General features: G+C 69.3%; 12 protein-coding genes and 1 tRNA gene. 11 read left to right on the top strand and 2 right to left on the bottom strand.

What is annotated here, in order from left to right; translation table 11 throughout:
* The first annotated feature begins 274 nt into the window (after positions 1 to 274).
* Complete coding sequence (dnaA, locus tag AQI94_RS23225) at positions 275 to 2257, top strand: chromosomal replication initiator protein DnaA (RefSeq protein ID WP_078902552.1); 1983 nt, start codon at positions 275 to 277, stop codon at positions 2255 to 2257.
* Here dnaA and AQI94_RS46590 read toward each other — a convergent pair.
* Positions 2212 to 2532, bottom strand: a complete 321-nt coding sequence (locus tag AQI94_RS46590) for a histidine kinase (RefSeq protein WP_404817926.1) — start codon at positions 2530 to 2532, stop codon at positions 2212 to 2214. The two genes, dnaA and AQI94_RS46590, sit on opposite strands and share 46 nt — an antisense overlap.
* Before the next feature lie 879 nt (positions 2533 to 3411).
* On the opposite strand from AQI94_RS46590, the gene dnaN reads away from it, so the two are divergent.
* The 8 genes from dnaN to AQI94_RS23185 all read left to right on the top strand — a co-directional run bounded on the left by dnaN (position 3412) and on the right by AQI94_RS23185 (position 13414).
* Positions 3412 to 4542 (top strand): DNA polymerase III subunit beta, encoded by a 1131-nt coding sequence (gene dnaN, locus AQI94_RS23220; RefSeq protein WP_031036280.1) that lies wholly within the window; start codon positions 3412 to 3414, stop codon positions 4540 to 4542.
* A gap of 127 nt (positions 4543 to 4669) precedes the next feature.
* Positions 4670 to 5545 carry a phosphogluconate dehydrogenase (NAD(+)-dependent, decarboxylating) gene (gene gnd / locus AQI94_RS23215; RefSeq protein ID WP_031036283.1) on the top strand — a complete coding sequence of 292 codons (876 nt, stop codon included), beginning with the start codon at positions 4670 to 4672 and terminating at the stop codon, positions 5543 to 5545.
* A 65-nt stretch (positions 5546 to 5610) separates the two neighbouring features.
* Positions 5611 to 6732 carry a DNA replication/repair protein RecF gene (gene recF, locus AQI94_RS23210; protein WP_031036286.1) on the top strand — a complete coding sequence of 374 codons (1122 nt, stop codon included), beginning with the start codon at positions 5611 to 5613 and terminating at the stop codon, positions 6730 to 6732.
* Positions 6729 to 7280: a DUF721 domain-containing protein gene (locus AQI94_RS23205; protein ID WP_031036289.1), complete on the top strand. Its 552-nt coding sequence runs from the start codon at positions 6729 to 6731 to the stop codon at positions 7278 to 7280. Before recF ends, AQI94_RS23205 begins: the two co-directional genes overlap by 4 nt.
* A 396-nt stretch (positions 7281 to 7676) precedes the next feature.
* Positions 7677 to 9722 carry a DNA topoisomerase (ATP-hydrolyzing) subunit B gene (gyrB, locus tag AQI94_RS23200; RefSeq protein WP_199814274.1) on the top strand — a complete coding sequence of 682 codons (2046 nt, stop codon included), beginning with the start codon at positions 7677 to 7679 and terminating at the stop codon, positions 9720 to 9722.
* A gap of 42 nt (positions 9723 to 9764) precedes the next feature.
* Complete coding sequence (gyrA, locus tag AQI94_RS23195; protein WP_031036295.1) at positions 9765 to 12362, top strand: DNA gyrase subunit A; 2598 nt, start codon at positions 9765 to 9767, stop codon at positions 12360 to 12362.
* An 18-nt stretch (positions 12363 to 12380) separates the two neighbouring features.
* The gene (locus AQI94_RS23190) at positions 12381 to 13226 is read left to right on the top strand and encodes a DUF3566 domain-containing protein (RefSeq protein WP_079062557.1); all 846 of its coding nucleotides are present in this window, start codon (positions 12381 to 12383) and stop codon (positions 13224 to 13226) included.
* Between the two features lie 111 nt (positions 13227 to 13337).
* Positions 13338 to 13414 (top strand) — tRNA-Ile (locus tag AQI94_RS23185).
* 630 nt (positions 13415 to 14044) lie between these two features.
* On the opposite strand, the gene AQI94_RS23180 is transcribed toward AQI94_RS23185, so the two are convergent.
* On the bottom strand, positions 14045 to 14404 hold the full coding sequence (locus AQI94_RS23180; protein WP_031036303.1) for a DUF6344 domain-containing protein: 360 nt from the start codon (positions 14402 to 14404) through the stop codon (positions 14045 to 14047).
* A gap of 339 nt (positions 14405 to 14743) precedes the next feature.
* Here AQI94_RS23180 and AQI94_RS43030 point away from each other — a divergent pair, with 339 nt between their 5' ends.
* A complete protein-coding gene (locus AQI94_RS43030) occupies positions 14744 to 14872 on the top strand; it encodes a DLW-39 family protein (protein WP_003999697.1) in 129 nt (42 codons plus the stop codon).
* A gap of 243 nt (positions 14873 to 15115) precedes the next feature.
* Positions 15116 to 16546, top strand: a complete 1431-nt coding sequence (locus tag AQI94_RS23175) for a hypothetical protein (protein ID WP_031036306.1) — start codon at positions 15116 to 15118, stop codon at positions 16544 to 16546.
* Positions 16547 to 17725: the final 1179 nt, after the last annotated feature.

The raw sequence follows: 17725 nt of genomic DNA, 5'->3' as shown, positions 1-17725 counted from the left end.
ACGCGATCTGTGCCCATCGGAGGCAGGCGGCAGCAGCCATCGACAACTCGACCTGGTTACGGTACGCGCGGCTACGCCATCCGGTCAAACCAGTGGTCACCGGGAGACACTATCCACAGGCTGGGGACAACAACTTGAACCGCACCCGTCGCCCTGACTACCGTGGCTGAACTCCGAGTCGTTCCCCTGACCCCTCTGTTTCGGCTCCACCCCATCTGAATCCCAACTCGTCCCACAACCACACGTTCGTGGGACCCGTGAGAGAGCGTGCCCTGTGGCTGACGTACCTGCCGATCTTGCCGCAGTGTGGCCACGCGTACTCGAGCAGCTTCTCGGTGAGGGCCGGGTCCAGGGTGTGGAGGCGAAGGACGAGCACTGGATCCGACGCTGCCAGCCCCTCGCGCTGGTCGCCGACACCGCCCTGCTCGCCGTACCGAACGAATTTGCGAAAGGCGTACTGGAGGGCCGGCTGGCCCCAGCCGTCAGCGAGACGCTGAGCCGGGAGTGCGGACGCCCGATCCGCATCGCGATCACCGTGGACGACTCCGCGGGCGAGCCCTCGGCAGCGCCCGCGCCGCCGGCCCCCCGGCCCCAGTCGCGCTACGAAGAGCCCGAGCTCCCTTCCGGCCAGTACGACAACCAGTACGAGGGCTACGGCCGTCACCGCGCCGACGACTCCCACCAGGGACGCGGCGAACAGCGCCCCGGGCACCAGGGCGACCGGGCGCCCCGCCCGGACCAGCTGCCGACCGCCCGCCCGGCCTACCCCTCGGAGTACCAGCGCCCCGAGCCCGGCGCTTGGCCGCGGCCGCCCCAGGACGAGTACAGCTGGCAGCAGCAGCGGCTCGGCTTCCCGGAGCGCGACCCGTACGCGTCGCCGTCGCAGGAGCAGTACCCGCAGGAGCCGTACGCGCCGGAGCAGTACCCGCAGGAGTCGTACGGCGCCCCTTCGCAGGACTACCGCCCGCAGCCGATGGACCGCTCGCCCTACGACGGCCCGCGCTCCGACTACGACCAGCGGCCGGACTACGACAAGCCGCGTCCCGACTACGACAAGCCCCGGCCCGACTACGACCAGCGCGACAACCGCCGGGACCTGCCCGAACCGCCGTCCGGCTCGGGCAGGGTGCACCGCGGCGGACCTGTCGGCTCCAACCTGCCCACCACCGGCGCCCCCGGCCCGCTGGCCGCGCAGCCCGCGCCGGCGACCGGACCGGGTGAGCCCACCGCGCGGCTGAACCCGAAGTACCTCTTCGACACGTTCGTCATCGGCGCCTCCAACCGCTTCGCCCACGCGGCCGCGGTGGCGGTCGCCGAGGCTCCGGCCAAGGCCTACAACCCCCTTTTCATCTACGGGGAGTCGGGGCTCGGCAAGACCCACCTGCTGCACGCGATCGGGCACTACGCGCGCAGCCTGTATCCCGGCACGCGCGTGCGGTACGTGAGCTCGGAGGAGTTCACCAACGAGTTCATCAACTCCATCCGCGACGGCAAGGGCGACAGCTTCCGCAAGCGCTACCGCGAGATGGACATCCTGCTCGTCGACGACATCCAGTTCCTCGCGGACAAGGAGTCGACGCAGGAGGAGTTCTTCCACACCTTCAACACGCTCCACAACGCCAACAAACAGATCGTGCTGTCCAGCGACCGGCCGCCCAAGCAGCTGGTCACGCTGGAGGACCGGCTGCGGAACCGTTTCGAGTGGGGTCTGATCACCGATGTCCAGCCGCCCGAGCTGGAGACGCGGATCGCGATCCTGCGCAAGAAGGCGGTGCAGGAGCAGCTCAACGCCCCGCCGGAGGTGCTGGAGTTCATCGCCTCCCGGATCTCGCGCAACATCCGCGAGCTGGAGGGCGCGCTGATCCGGGTGACGGCGTTCGCGTCGCTCAACCGGCAGCCGGTGGACCTGGGCCTGACGGAGATCGTGCTGAAGGACCTGATCCCCGGCGGCGAGGACTCGGCACCCGAGATCACCTCGACGGCCATCATGAGCGCCACAGCGGACTACTTCGGCCTGACCGTCGAGGACCTGTGCGGCACCTCGCGCGGCCGCGCCCTCGTCACGGCCCGCCAGATCGCCATGTACCTGTGCCGCGAGCTGACGGACCTCTCGCTGCCGAAGATCGGCGCCCTGTTCGGCGGCCGCGACCACACGACCGTGATGCACGCGGACCGCAAGATCCGCAATCTGATGGCCGAGCGACGCTCCATCTACAACCAGGTCACCGAGCTGACGAACCGCATCAAGAACGGCTGAGGTCGGCGGCGTCGGCGGCGTCGGACACGGCGGCCCGAGTCCGCGGCCCGAGTCCGCGGCCCGAGTCCGCGGCCCGCCAGGACCTTCGGGCGGAGCCGTGGAAAAGTTCGCACGGCTCCGCGAGGACCTCGCCCTCCGCGTCGTGGGACTTGGCCAACTGATCGGCGAGGGGCCTCGGCGGGCGTCGAGAGGGGCAGGCCCAAGGTCATCGTCAACGCGACCAGGCGCTGCCGGGCGCCATCGTGCAGATCGCCTTCGATACGCCGGCGCTCCACCTCCAAGGCTCGGCGACAGGTTTACGGCGTCCAGGGCGCCCGGGGACGAGGTCCCGGGGCGCCCTTCGCCGTTCCTCAGGTCACGGCGCCGTAGCCCGGTGTTCGATTCCCCGCCGGGTTACGGCCTCCCTCCACAGATCCGGTGACTTTTTCCCGTCCACATCCTGGGGACTGCGAAGTTGTCCAGATCGCGGTCCACAGGCTGCCTGGTGAAAGACCATCAGGCCAGGTCAGGTGGCTGTGGATTCGTGGACGAAGGATCTCCACAGACTGTGGACAGCGAGAAGATCCACAGGCTGTGCACCGAGTTGTCCACCGGCAACCCACAGGCTGGGGCCGGTTGTCCCCAGCGATCACCAGCTTCTCCACATGCCTGTCCACTGTTCGGCAACGCGACGCGCCTGATCACCGGGTCGAGTGAAAGGCGTCACACGAAGGTGCCGGGTTGGGCTGTGGGAAAGACGGGTAAAGCTGGGGACGGCGCTGGGGAGAAGTCGCCTCAGGCTGTGCACGGAGTGTGCAGAACTTTTTGTTCTCCACAGATACACCCGGTTGTCCACCGCCGTCGCCCACAGGACCAGTGGACAAAATTCCCGCTCTGAGCTGGGAAAACGAGGTTATCCACCGTATCCACAGCCCCTACTACTACTCCCAACTAGAGAGAGCTGGGAATCCGTTTCGAAGTGGGGCCTGTGCACAACTCGCTGTCCGGCTCCCGGCTGCCCCTCGTCACGACTTGACCCCGAGAGGCACCTACTGTCAGTGGGGTGCGTCAGACTGTTCCCCGGTGTCCTTCCCGGCACAGGGACCGACGACACCGAGACAGACGACGAAGCCAGGCAGGCCGAGCAGCGCCGGCAACAGCAGGAGGCGGCAACAGTGAAGATCCGGGTGGAACGCGACGTACTCGCGGAGGCAGTGGCCTGGGCGGCGCGCAGCCTCCCGGCCCGTCCGCCGGCGCCGGTCCTCGCCGGCCTTCTCCTGAAGGCCGAGGAAGGCCAGCTGAGCCTGTCCAGCTTCGACTACGAGGTCTCCGCGCGGGTCTCCGTGGAGGCCGAGGTCGAGGAGGAGGGCACGGTGCTCGTCTCCGGCCGCCTGCTCGCCGACATCTGCCGCGCCCTGCCCAACCGCCCGGTGGAGATTTCCACAGACGGTGTACGGGCGACGGTGGTCTGCGGCTCCTCGCGCTTCACCCTCCACACCCTGCCGGTGGAGGAGTACCCGGCGCTGCCGCAGATGCCGAGCGCCACGGGCACCGTCCCCGGTGAGGTCTTCGCCTCCGCCGCCGCCCAGGTGGCCATCGCCGCGGGCCGCGACGACACGCTCCCCGTCCTGACCGGTGTGCGCATCGAGATCGAGGGCGACACCGTCACGCTGGCGTCCACCGACCGCTACCGCTTCGCGGTCCGTGAGTTCCTGTGGAAGCCGGAGAACCCGGAGGCGTCCGCGGTCGCCCTGGTGCCCGCCAAGACGCTCCTGGACACCGCCAAGGCCCTCACGAGCGGCGACAGCGTCATCCTGGCGCTGTCCGGCTCGGGCGCGGGCGAGGGCCTGATCGGCTTCGAGGGCGCGGGCCGCCGCACGACCACGCGTCTGCTCGAGGGCGACCTGCCGAAGTACCGCTCGCTGTTCCCGACGGAGTTCAACTCCATCGCCGTGATCGAGACCGCCCCCTTCGTGGAGGCCGTCAAGCGCGTGGCCCTGGTGGCCGAGCGCAACACCCCGGTGCGGCTGAGCTTCGAGCAGGGCGTGCTGATCCTGGAGGCCGGTTCCAGCGACGACGCACAGGCTGTGGAAAGGGTCGACGCCCAGCTGGAGGGCGACGACGTCTCGATCGCCTTCAACCCGACCTTCCTGCTGGACGGCCTGAGCGCCATCGACTCCCCGGTGGCCCAGCTCTCCTTCACCACGTCCACCAAGCCCGCGCTGCTCAGCGGCAAGCCGGCCCTGGATGCCGAGGCGGACGAGGCCTACAAGTACCTGATCATGCCGGTGCGCCTCAGCGGCTGAGCCAAAGCCCCAGGTGAGGGCATACGTTTGAGCGCGTATGCCCACAGGTGTGCGTGAGCGTCCGGGTTTAGGCTCGTACGTGGGTACGAAAGTGCCTCACACGCCACAGCAACCTAAGGAACCACTGATGGAGCTCGGTCTCGTCGGCCTCGGCAAGATGGGCGGCAACATGCGCGAGCGGATCCGCCGCGCAGGCCACACCGTGATCGGATACGACCGCAACCCGGACCTCGCCGATGTCCACAGCCTCAAGGAGCTTGTGGACGCGTTGCAGGGTCCGCGGGTCGTGTGGGTGATGGTCCCGGCCGGTGCGCCGACCCAGGCCACCATCGACGAACTGGCCGAGCTCCTGGAGCCGGGCGACGTCGTCGTGGACGGCGGGAACTCCCGCTGGACGGACGACGAGAAGCACGCCGGGGAGCTGGCCGCCAAGGGCATCGGCTTCGTCGACTGCGGCGTCTCCGGCGGCGTGTGGGGCCTGGAGAACGGCTACGCGCTGATGTACGGCGGCGACGCGGAGAACGTCGCCAAGGTGCGGCCCGTCTTCGACGCCCTCAAGCCCGAGGGCGACGCCGGCTCGGTGCACGCCGGCAAGGTCGGCGCGGGCCACTTCGCGAAGATGGTCCACAACGGCATCGAGTACGCGATGATGCAGGCCTATGCCGAGGGCTGGGAGCTCCTGGAGAAGGTCGACTCCGTGACCGACGTCCGGGAGGTCTTCCGCTCCTGGCAGGAGGGCACGGTCATCCGTTCCTGGCTGCTCGACCTCGCGGTCAACGCCCTCGACGAGGACGAGCACCTGGACAAGCTGCGCGGTTACGCACAGGACTCCGGCGAGGGCCGGTGGACCGTGGAGGCCGCCATCGACCACGCGGTGCCGCTGCCGGCGATCACCGCGTCCCTGTTCGCGCGGTTCGCGTCCCGGCAGGACGACTCGCCGCAGATGAAGATGATCGCGGCGCTGCGCAACCAGTTCGGCGGCCACGCGGTCGAGACGAAGTAATCCACAGGACCGCGGAGTCATCCACACACCGCGGTCCACAACCTGGGGGAGGTCGGCGACCGACCATGCACGTCACGCACCTGTCGCTGGCCGACTTCCGCTCGTACGCCCGGGTCGAGGTCCCGCTCGACCCGGGCGTCACCGCGTTCGTGGGCCCCAACGGACAGGGCAAGACGAACCTGGTCGAGGCGATCGGCTACCTGGCCACCCTCGGCAGCCACCGGGTCGCCTCCGACGCCCCCCTGGTCCGCATGGGCGCCGACCGCGCGATCGTCCGGGCGCAGGTCAGACAGGGCGAGCGGCAGCAGCTGGTCGAGCTGGAGCTGAACCCCGGCAAGGCGAACCGCGCCCGCATCAACAGGTCCTCGCAGGTCAGGCCGCGTGATGTGCTCGGGATCGTGCGCACGGTGCTGTTCGCGCCGGAGGACCTCGCACTGGTGAAGGGCGACCCGGGTGAGCGGCGCCGCTTCCTGGACGAGCTGATCACCGCGCGCTCCCCGCGCATGGCCGGCGTCCGCTCCGACTACGAACGGGTCCTCAAGCAGCGCAATACCCTGCTGAAGTCGGCCGCCCTCGCGAGGCGGCACGGCGGCCGTTCGATGGACCTGTCCACCCTCGACGTGTGGGACCAGCACCTCGCGCGCGTGGGCGCCGAACTGCTCGCCCAGCGGCTCGACCTGATCGCCGCGCTCCAGCCCCTGACCGACAAGGCGTACGAACAACTGGCCCCGGGCGGCGGGCCGGTCGCCCTGGAGTACAAGCCGTCCGCGCCCGGCGAGGCACACACGCGTGAGGATCTCCACGAGCAGCTGCTGGCGGCGCTCACCGAGGTGCGCAAGCAGGAGATCGAGCGGGGCGTGACCCTCGTAGGACCTCATCGGGACGATGTGAATCTCAAACTCGGTCAGCTGCCCGCCAAGGGGTACGCCTCGCACGGCGAGTCCTGGTCGTACGCGCTGGCGCTGCGCCTCGCGTCGTACGACCTGCTGCGGGCCGAGGGCAACGAGCCCGTGCTGATCCTCGACGACGTCTTCGCCGAGCTGGACACCCGTCGCCGGGAGCGGCTGGCCGAACTGGTCGCGCCCGGTGAGCAGGTCCTGGTGACGGCGGCGGTCGACGACGACGTGCCGCACGTGCTGGCGGGGACGCGGTACGCCGTGTCCGAGGGGACGGTGGAGCGCGTATGACCGAGGAACGACCCCCCGGACCCCCCGCCGAGAACCCCGGGCCCGCCGAGCCCGCCGGCGTCGACCTCGCGCGCGTGGCGCTCCGGGCCGCGAAGGAACAGGCCCGCGCGCGTGGGGACGCGGCGCAGCAGAAGCGCCAGGCCAGGCGCGGTGGCGGACTGCGCTCCGGCGCGCGCGCCGACGGACGCGACCCCATGGCGTTCGGCGCCGCCATCAACCGCCTGATCACCGAGCGCGGCTGGGAGACCCCGGCCGCGGTCGGCGGGGTGATGGGGCGCTGGCCGCAGATCGTGGGCGAGGACGTGGCCAAGCACTGCGAGCCGGAGAGGTACGACGAGGACGAGCGGGTCCTGGTGGTGCGCTGCGACTCGACGGCCTGGGCGACGAACCTGCGGCTGCTCGCGCCGCAGCTCGTGGCCCGCCTCAACGAGGATCTCGGGCACGGCGCCGTGAAGTTGATCAAGGTCAACGGCCCCGGCGGGCCCCCTCGTCGCTACGGTCCGCTGCGGGCCCCGGGCAGCACGGGACCCGGTGACACCTACGGGTGACGGACATCACATCAGGGGCGTCGGCGGTGCCTTCGAGGCGCCGCCGACGCCTTTGTCGTAGCACTGCACGCGGATGCGAATTCCGACCTGACTCCCAAGTAGCCAAGGGTTGACGGCCGAAAGCGCTGAGTGCCGCTGTGAGCCTCTTGGAGCCCCGCTCCGTATATGGGGACCCGGAAGACGCCGGTTCAGGGCGGCACATGCGGACTCAGGTACCGGCAAACCCCCATCACTGTCGGCGCTACCGGTAGACTGGAAGCCAATCCCGCCCCGAACGTGGGGACCGCCCGGGAGAAGCTGAGCAACGCTGATCAAGGCTTACCAACGCAACATGCCGCAGCCGCTCCGGCAACCCGCCGACGAGCCCGGCTCGTGCTGTGCCAGAAAGGGCGCTTCGTGGCCGATTCCGGCAACCCCAACGAGAACATCCCGTCCACCGAGGCTCCGGCCGGAATCGCCGAGGCCTCGACCACGGCGTACGACGCCAGCGCCATCACCGTCCTCGAGGGTCTGGACGCGGTCCGCAAGCGACCCGGTATGTACATCGGCTCGACCGGCGAGCGCGGCCTGCACCACCTGGTGCAGGAGGTCGTCGACAACTCCGTCGACGAGGCACTGGCGGGCCACGCGGACACCATCGACGTCACGATCCTCCCCGACGGCGGTGTCCGGGTCATCGACAACGGCCGCGGCATCCCGGTCGGCATCGTGCCGTCCGAGGGCAAACCGGCCGTCGAGGTCGTGCTGACCGTGCTGCACGCGGGCGGCAAGTTCGGTGGCGGCGGCTACGCGGTCTCCGGCGGTCTGCACGGCGTGGGTGTCTCCGTCGTGAACGCCCTGTCGACCAAGGTGGCCGTCGAGATCAAGACCGACGGCTACCGCTGGACACAGGACTACAAGCTGGGCGTGCCGACGGCCCCCCTGGCCCAGCACGAGGCCACGGACGAGCACGGCACCACGGTCACCTTCTGGGCCGACCCGGACATCTTCGAGACCACCGAGTACTCCTTCGAGACGCTCTCGCGGCGCTTCCAGGAGATGGCGTTCCTCAACAAGGGCCTGCGGATCAACCTCACCGACGAGCGTGAGTCGGCGAAGGCCACCGCCGGCGCGGACGAGGCGGGCGAGGACGAGAAGCACGAGGTCAAGACCGTCTCGTACCACTACGAGGGCGGCATCGTCGACTTCGTGAAGTACCTCAACTCCCGCAAGGGGGAGGTCGTCCACCCCACCGTGATCGACCTTGAGGCCGAGGACAAGGACAAGAGCCTGTCCCTCGAACTCGCGATGCAGTGGAACGGCGGTTACAGCGAGGGTGTGTACTCCTTCGCCAACATCATCCACACGCACGAGGGCGGCACGCACGAGGAGGGCTTCCGGGCGGCGCTGACCTCGCTGATCAACAAGTACGCGCGCGACAAGAAGCTGCTGCGCGAGAAGGACGACAACCTCACGGGTGACGACATCCGCGAGGGTCTGACCGCGATCATCTCGGTGAAGCTGAGCGAGCCGCAGTTCGAGGGCCAGACCAAGACCAAGCTGGGCAACACCGAGGTGAAGACCTTCGTCCAGAAGGTCGTCTACGAGCACCTCACCGACTGGCTGGACCGCAACCCCGTCGAGGCCGCGGACATCATCCGCAAGTCCATCCAGGCGGCGACCGCGCGCGTGGCGGCCCGCAAGGCCCGCGACCTGACCCGCCGCAAGGGGCTGCTGGAGACCGCGTCCCTGCCGGGCAAGCTCTCCGACTGCCAGTCGAACGACCCCACCAAGTGCGAGATCTTCATCGTCGAGGGTGACTCCGCCGGCGGCTCGGCCAAGTCCGGCCGTAACCCGGAGTACCAGGCCATCCTCCCGATCCGCGGCAAGATCCTGAACGTCGAGAAGGCGCGGATCGACAAGATCCTGCAGAACCAGGAGATCCAGGCACTGATCTCCGCCTTCGGCACCGGAGTCCACGAGGACTTCGACATCGAGAAGCTGCGCTATCACAAGATCATCCTGATGGCGGACGCCGACGTCGACGGCCAGCACATCTCCACCCTGCTGCTGACCTTCCTGTTCCGCTTCATGCGGCCGCTGGTCGAGGCCGGACACGTGTACCTCTCCCGTCCCCCCCTGTACAAGATCAAGTGGGGCCGGGACGACGTCGAGTACGCGTACTCCGACCGCGAGCGCGACGCGCTGATCGAGATGGGCCGCCAGCGCGGCAAGCGCATCCGCGAGGACTCCATCCAGCGCTTCAAGGGTCTCGGCGAGATGAACGCCGAGGAACTGCGCGTGACCACCATGGACCAGGAGCACCGCGTCCTCGGCCAGGTCACCCTCGACGACGCCGCCCAGGCCGACGACCTGTTCTCGGTCCTGATGGGCGAGGACGTCGAGGCTCGGCGCCAGTTCATCCAGCGCAACGCCAAGGACGTCCGCTTCCTCGACATCTGAGTCGGTCTCAGCTGACCGCACCAGGAAGGATCCTCACCCGCAATGACCGACGAGAACACGCCCGTCACCTCTGAAGAGGGCGGCGTCATCGCCCAGCGTGTCGAGCCCGTCGGGCTCGAGACGGAGATGCAGCGTTCGTACCTCGACTACGCGATGTCCGTCATCGTGTCCCGTGCGCTGCCGGACGTCCGGGACGGTCTCAAGCCCGTCCACCGCCGCGTCCTGTACGCCATGTACGACGGCGGCTACCGCCCCGAGCGCGGCTTCTACAAGTGCGCGCGCGTGGTCGGCGACGTCATGGGCAACTACCACCCGCACGGCGACTCCTCGATCTACGACGCCCTGGTGCGCCTCGCCCAGCCGTGGTCGATGCGGATGCCGCTGGTGGACTCCAACGGCAACTTCGGCTCCCCGGGCAACGACCCGGCGGCGGCCATGCGCTACACCGAGTGCAAGATGGCGCCGCTGTCGATGGAGATGGTCCGTGACATCGACGAGGAGACCGTCGACTTCACGGACAACTACGACGGCCGCTCCCAGGAGCCGACCGTCCTGCCGGCCCGCTTCCCGAACCTGCTGATCAACGGCTCGGCCGGTATCGCGGTCGGCATGGCCACCAACATCCCGCCGCACAACCTGCGCGAGGTCGCGGCCGGCGCCCAGTGGTACCTGGAGAACCCGGAGGCCTCGCACGAGGAGCTCCTGGACGCCCTCATGGAGCGCATCAAGGGCCCCGACTTCCCGACCGGCGCGCTCGTCGTCGGCCGCAAGGGCATCGAGGAGGCGTACCGCACCGGCCGTGGCTCGATCACCATGCGTGCGGTCGTCGAGGTCGAGGAGATCCAGAACCGCCAGTGCCTGGTGGTCACGGAACTGCCGTACCAGACCAACCCCGACAACCTCGCACAGAAGATCGCCGACCTGGTGAAGGACGGCAAGGTCGGCGGCATCGCGGACGTCCGGGACGAGACGTCGTCGCGCACGGGCCAGCGGCTCGTGATCGTCCTGAAGCGGGACGCGGTCGCCAAGGTCGTCCTGAACAACCTCTACAAGCACACGGACCTGCAGTCGAACTTCGGCGCCAACATGCTGGCGCTCGTCGACGGGGTCCCGCGCACGCTGTCCCTGGACGCGTTCATCCGGCACTGGGTGGCGCACCAGATCGAGGTCATCGTCCGCCGTACGAAGTTCCGGCTGCGCAAGGCCGAGGAGCGCGCGCACATCCTGCGCGGCCTGCTGAAGGCCCTGGACGCCATCGACGAGGTCATCGCGCTGATCCGGCGCAGCGACACCGTCGACATCGCGCGCACGGGCCTGATGGAGCTCCTGGAGATCGACGAGATCCAGGCGAACGCCATCCTCGAGATGCAGCTGCGCCGACTGGCCGCCCTGGAGCGCCAGAAGATCGTCCAGGAGCACGACGAACTCCAGGCGAAGATCACCGAGTACAACGAGATCCTGGCCTCGCCGGTCCGCCAGCGCGGCATCGTGAGCGCCGAACTCGCCGCGATCGTCGAGAAGTACGGCGACGACCGCAAGACCATGCTGGTGCCCTACGACGGTGACATGTCCATCGAGGACCTCATCGCCGAGGAGGACATCGTCGTCACGGTCTCGCGCGGCGGTTACGTCAAGCGCACCAAGACCGTCGACTACCGCGCCCAGAAGCGCGGCGGCAAGGGCGTACGTGGCACGAAGCTCAAGGAAGACGACATCGTCGACCACTTCTTCGTGTCCACCACGCACCACTGGCTGCTGTTCTTCACCAACAAGGGCCGCGTCTACCGCGCCAAGGCCTACGAGTTGCCGGACGCCGGCCGTGACGCCCGTGGCCAGCACGTCGCCAACCTGCTGGCCTTCCAGCCGGACGAGGCGATCGCCGAGATCCTCGCGATCCGCGACTACGACGCGGCGCCGTACCTGGTGCTCGCCACCAAGGCGGGTCTGGTCAAGAAGACATCACTGAAGGATTACGACTCTCCGCGTTCCGGTGGCGTCATCGCCATCAATCTGCGGGAGCGCGAGGACGGTTCGGACGACGAACTGATCGGTGCCGAACTCGTATCGGCAGACAGTGATCTGCTTCTGATCAGCAAGAAGGCGCAGTCGATCAGGTTCACCGCTTCGGACGACACCCTGCGACCCATGGGCCGCGCCACCTCGGGTGTCAAGGGCATGAGCTTCCGCGAGGGCGACGAGCTGCTCTCGATGAATGTTGTTCGACCCGGTACGTTCGTGTTCACTGCTACGGACGGCGGGTACGCGAAGCGCACCCCTGTCGACGAGTACCGCGTCCAGGGTCGCGGCGGCCTCGGCATCAAGGCCGCCAAGATCGTGGAGGACCGCGGATCGCTCGTCGGAGCGTTGGTGGTCGAGGAGACCGACGAGATCCTCGCCATCACGCTGTCCGGCGGTGTGATTCGTACGCGAGTCAGCGGAGTCAGGGAGACGGGCCGTGACACCATGGGCGTCCAACTGATCAACCTGGGCAAGCGCGATGCCGTGGTCGGCATCGCACGTAACGCCGAGGCGGGACGTGAGGCGGAGGAGGTCGACGGCGATGTGGCCGACGACGAGACCGCCGAGGGTGCCGCCGAGACCATCGGCACGGACGAGGGTGAGGCACCCTCGGCCGAGTAGCACGAGGAGTGAGTCATCGTGAGCGGAGCCACGGGCGCCGGATCGACCGGAACCTCTAGGGGGTCCACCCCCGGCACGGAGGACGGCGGCGGCCGTGGCTCTGCCGCGCGTGCGACAGACGCGCGGGGGACGGACACGCGGGGGACGGACACGCGGGGGACAGCCGCGGGTCCGACAGAACCGAACACGACGGATACGCACACGACTCAGCTCAAGGCGATCAAGCCGCCCGCGACGGAGTCGCGCTCGCCCGAGACTCGTGGATCCCAGGGGGGACCTGTGACGGACACCCAGCCGCCGGCTCAGCCGACGGCGCCCGCCGCACCACCGCGGGCTTCGGCCCAGCCGCAGCCCGCGCCCTCTCCGCTGCCCGGGGAACGGCAGCCGCAGCAGCAGGCCGGTCCGTACCACCCGCCGCAGGCCTACCCGACCCAGGCCGCCCAGGCGACCGGTGCCGTACGCCGCCCCCGTACCGGCGCGCGCACCATGCCCCGCACCCGCAAGGCACGTCTGCGGGTGGCCAAGGCCGACCCGTGGTCCGTGATGAAGGTCAGCTTCCTGCTCTCCATCGCGCTCGGCATCTGCACGATCGTCGCGGCGGCCGTGCTGTGGATGGTCATGGACGCGATGGGCGTCTTCTCGACGGTCGGCGGGACGATCTCGGAGGCGACCGGCTCGAACGAGTCGAACGGCTTCGACCTCCAGGCCTTCCTCTCCCTGCCGAACGTCCTGATGTTCACGTCGATCATCGCGGTCATCGACGTCGTCCTCGCGACGGCGCTCGCGACCCTCGGCGCGTTCATCTACAACCTCTCCGCGGGCTTCGTCGGCGGCGTCGAGCTGACGCTGGCCGAGGACGAGTAACGCTGCCTCAAACCTGCGGGGGCGGTCCTCGGAGAACCGATTTTGGGACTGCCCACGTCGTGCGCTAATCTTCAGGAGTCAGCGCGCGGGACACACTCCGCAAAGCGCGGCGGGGCTATAGCTCAGTTGGTTAGAGCGCATCCCTGATAAGGATGAGGCCACAGGTTCAAATCCTGTTAGCCCCACCAGCACGAAGACCCTCAACCGTTTACGGTTGGGGGTTTTTGTCATCCACGGCCGGCAGCGGTCTTCGGTGCCGTATCGGTCGGCCGTGGTGAGCCGGGGCTCCTGGCTGGTCGGCGATGCCAAGCGTGTCGAGTCGGTCAGGGTGACCAGGCGTGGGTGGTCATGGCCGACCCAGTGGGCGGCGGGCTCTGTGTCCCGGGCCAGTGGTGTCGGTGCGAAGCCCTGAGCGGGTGCGTGTGCGGGGGCCGGTGGACGGGCGTGGGGGCCGGCGCACGCGGATGACGTGTTCGTCATGTGCGGTGTCCTGCGGAGCGCGTCTTCTTGGCTCCGCCGGATGCGAGGGCCGTCAGCCGGTTTCCGGTGAGAGGTCTTCCGGTCTTCCGGTCTTCTGGTCTCCGGGAGAGCTCCGGTGTTCGGGCGGGTGTTTGCGTGCGGTGCTGTGTGCGACGTCGTCACTTCTTCGGTGCTTCTTCGAGGCGTCTTTGCTGCGTCTTGCTGCTGTGTCTCTGCCGCTGTGTTCGTGCGGCTGCGTCTGTGCTGCTGTGTCTCTGCTGCTTCAGCGGTGCTTCTCGGGCGCTTCTTCGGTATGGCCTCGGTGCACCCTGGCTGGTTCTCGGGCGGGGCGGCGGGTGTCAGGTGCAGTCCGTGCCGGCCGGTCCGGCCGTGTCCGCTTCCGTGCCCGGGTCCGCCGCGGTGTCCGGGTCCGCGGCCGTGTCCGTGTCGCCGAGGGAGCGGGGGCGGCAGCTGGGAGTCTTTCCGTGGGCCTCCGCCCGGATGCGCTGCTTCATCGTGGGGGGCAGTGACCTGGCGTAGGACCAGAGGCCCTGGGGGATCGCCGGGGACTCCGGGTGTGCGGCGGTGCTGTTGCGGGCCGACTGGGTCTGCGGTACGGCAGCGGCGGCGGTCGTCGTGATGAGTCCGAGCGCCGTGAACAGCGCGAGGACGGCGGTGACGACGACGGTCCACAGCTTCATGACCTTGTTCCGGGCCATGGTCCCTCACTTTCGGGTTGGGCGATTTGCGTACTTTCCTCATGATGTGTATGGGCGCCGCGAAATCACGGACCTGAGCATGTGGCGCGTCGATCTTCAGATGAACACCACACGGATGGGTGCATGAAGGGCGAAAAAGTGGAGAAGCGGGGCGACAGAGGCTGAAGTGACCGTCCGAAGGGGTGTGATCACCCGCTGATCGGAGGTCTCTGCTCCGCTTCTACTGGGCTCTTCCCGAAGGGAGTTGAGGGCCCGGATGCAGGTCACCGATCGGTATCGGTCGGTGTGTATAGTCGGGCGCCAGAGGTCCCCTACGTCAAGGAAAGACGAGGTCGCGCGGTGAAGAAGCTTCTCCTGGTCGCACTGGCCGCCATCGGCGGGCTCCTCGTGTACCGCCAGATCCAGGCGGATCGCGCCGAGCAGGATCTGTGGACGGAGGCGACTGACTCCGTGCCCACGGGTTCCTGAGTACCGACATTCGGTTCTGAACAGACCCCGGCCGTTGTTGCGGTCGGGGTTTTGTGTTGTCCGAGGCCAGGTGCGGCGCCGGAATCCGTGGTAGCCGGGGTTTCGGACGGTCGTACGGATTGCGCGGGTGGGCGGCGGTCCGGCGGGGCAGGATGGGCCACGTCCGCCCGGCCGCACGGTCGGACAGGACGCATCGGAGACGGTCGTAGGAGCTCGGGCGCGGGCACGGAGGGGTGGCGCGGGATGGGGCGGCGGCGTACGGCGTGGTGGCGGGTGGCCGTCGTGGGGGTTGTGTTGGGTGCGGTGAGTGGTGGGCCGGGGTCTGCCGGTTTCGCCGCGTCGGCCTCTCCCTTCAGGTCTCCTTCGGCTTCTCCCTCTTCCTCTGCCACGGCCTCCTCGCCCACGACGGCTTCTTCCTCGGCTACGGCTACGGCTACGTCCTCGGCCACGGATTCCTCGTACGCCTTCGCCCAGGGCGCCCCGTCGGTCACGGGAGCGACGGACACCGGGGACGCCGAGCGTCTCGAACCCGGCACCACGTACCGGAGTTCGCTGCCGAGCGAGGGCAAGGTCTACTACCGCCTCGTCCTCGACGCCACGTCGACCGTGTACGTCGCCGCGACGGCCGTACCGCCGACGGACGCGGAGGTCACCCCTACGGAAGGCGTCAGGGTGTCCGTGCAGGACGCCGACGGCCGTTCCTGCGCCGCGCCGGACACCGCCAGCATCGGCGCCGGCCGCAGCCCGCGTCCCCTCACCGTGTGGGGCGCCCGTCAGCTCCCGTCGAGCCGGTCGCTGTGCCGGGGCGCCGGGACGTACTACGTCGTCGTCGAGCGGGTGCTGCGCACCGAGTCCTCGCCGGGCGACTGGGACCTGGAGCTCGCGCCCGTGCTGGAACCGCGGTTGCGGAAGGCCGGTGCGACCAGTGCGCCCGAGGCCTGGGACTCGGCCACGCCCTCACCCCCCAGCGGCGAGGCCGCACGGCGGCACGGCGGCGGGGGTTTCGGCTCGGCGACCGAACTGGAGCAGGGAGCCTGGCGCGACGATGTACGGCCCGGACAGACGCTGTTCTACAAGGTGCCCGTCGGCTGGGGACAGCAGGTGTACGCCACCGTCGATCTGAGCAGTGCGAGCGGGGGCGGGGTGGGCGGGGGCTTTGTGCCGGGGGGCGTGAATCTGGCGCTGTACAACCCCGTGCGCGGCCTCGTCGACGACACGAGCATCAGTTACAACGGCAGCCGGAAGTCGGGCGCGCTCGCTGCCTTGCCGCCGGTCGGGTACGACAACCGGTACGCCGTCTCCGACCGGGTGGGCGGGATGCGGTTCGCCGGGGCGTATTACCTCGTCGTGCATCTTGCCGCGCGGGTGGGTGAGGAGTTCGGGGACGGGCCGCTCGGACTGACTCTGCGGGTGCGGCTGAAAGGGGAGGCGACGGCCGGGCCCGGCTACGCGGGACGGTCCGAACCTTCGGGGATCTTCCAGGTGGGGCTTCTGGGGCAGGGCTCGGGCGCGGCAGGGGGCGCGGGTTCGAGTGACGGTGGTGGGGACGGCGGTGGCGGTGCCGGTGCCGGCATGAAGCTGGTGGCCTTCGGGGGGATCGGGGCGGGGACCTTGCTGTTGGTGGTGCTCGGGGTGTGGGTTGTGGTGGGGCGGCGGCGGGCTGCCGGGATGTAGGGCGGCGGGATGTACGGCGGCGGGCGGGGGCGGGGCGCGGCCGGATTGGGTCCGGTCCGATGGGGTCCGATCGGGTCCGATCGGTTGAGTCGGGCCGGTGCTCGGAGCGTTCGGTGTGCGCAGGCTTCAGGCTCGTCGGGGTGGCTGCCTGAGGTCTCTCTCGCTGGGGCACGAACTGGTTCAGGGGAGCCGGTCTCTCGGGTTCCCGGTCCTCAGATTTGCGTGAGTGCCCAGAACCCCACGGCGTAGCAGGCCAGGGCCAGGAGCAGGAGGGGGATCGCCACCTTCGCCGGTGGGCCGCTGCGGCGCGCTCGCGAAAGTGACCGGGCGGGGAGTGGAACCTGCGGGCTCTGAGCGGTGTACGAAGCAGTAGAGGGATCAGCGTGGAGCTGGTGCGGGGGCGGTGGTGGAGCCTGCGTGGGGAAGCGTGGCGCGTGCGGCTGGGGTGAGGGCAGGACGTGAGTGGAGGGTGTGGGGTCGTGGGGGGAGACGTAGGCGGAGCGCGTTGGGGCGGCAGGTCGGTGTGGTTGTGCTTGGGCCTGGGGGTGGGGGTGGGGGTGGCGCTGGTGCGGTGGTGGCTGGTGATCCGGTGGAGTGAGGGGCTGCGAACGGGAGTCCGTGGGCCGGGGCGGCGGCAGATGGAAGCTGCCGGTGTCCGACGCCGAGGACGGGCCGTCGGCCGGAGCGGGCCAGGGGGTCTCGTGGCCCGCGGTACCTGGGGAGGGGGGAGGGCCGGCCTCGCGGGGCCAGGACGTCGCGTCGGCCTGTTCGGGCCACGGCGCCGGGGGCGATTCCCTGGGCCAGGAAGCCGAGTTCGCCTCCGCGGGCCAGGAGGGTGGGTTTTCTTCAGCAGGCCGAGATACCGGGCCGCTCTCCCCAGGACGCCGCGAGACACCGCTGCCCTCTCCGGGCCAGGACGGGTCACTTCCCCGGCCGGGCCAGGACGACTGGCTTCCCTCACCGGGCCAGGAGGCCGCCCCGTACGCCTCACCGGGCCGGGAACCGGGCCCGCTCGGCTCACCAGGTCGGTGAGCGGGGCCGTTCACGTCGCCGGGCCGGTAAACGGGTCCGTTCGGCTCACCGTGCCCGTAGGCGGCCCCATTCGCCCCGCTGGGCGGATAAGGCGTCCCGCTGGCCTCCTGGGGCTGAGGGGGTATGCCCCTTGCCTCGCTGTGCCAG

The organism is Streptomyces pseudovenezuelae (genome assembly GCF_001513955.1).
GTDB classification, from domain to species: domain Bacteria; phylum Actinomycetota; class Actinomycetes; order Streptomycetales; family Streptomycetaceae; genus Streptomyces; species Streptomyces pseudovenezuelae.
The sequence above is the reverse complement of the archived record's forward strand: the minus strand, read 5'-3'. Positions and strand labels throughout refer to the sequence as shown.

Coding starts and splice junctions, on each gene's coding strand:
- gnd (WP_031036283.1), top strand. CDS start 4,670: ATGGAGCTCGGTCTCGTCGGCCTCGGCAAGATGGGCGGCAACATGCGC.
- recF (WP_031036286.1), top strand. CDS start 5,611: ATGCACGTCACGCACCTGTCGCTGGCCGACTTCCGCTCGTACGCCCGG.
- AQI94_RS23205 (WP_031036289.1), top strand. CDS start 6,729: ATGACCGAGGAACGACCCCCCGGACCCCCCGCCGAGAACCCCGGGCCC.
- gyrA (WP_031036295.1), top strand. CDS start 9,765: ATGACCGACGAGAACACGCCCGTCACCTCTGAAGAGGGCGGCGTCATC.
- AQI94_RS23180 (WP_031036303.1), bottom strand. CDS start 14,404: ATGGCCCGGAACAAGGTCATGAAGCTGTGGACCGTCGTCGTCACCGCC.
- AQI94_RS23175 (WP_031036306.1), top strand. CDS start 15,116: ATGGGGCGGCGGCGTACGGCGTGGTGGCGGGTGGCCGTCGTGGGGGTT.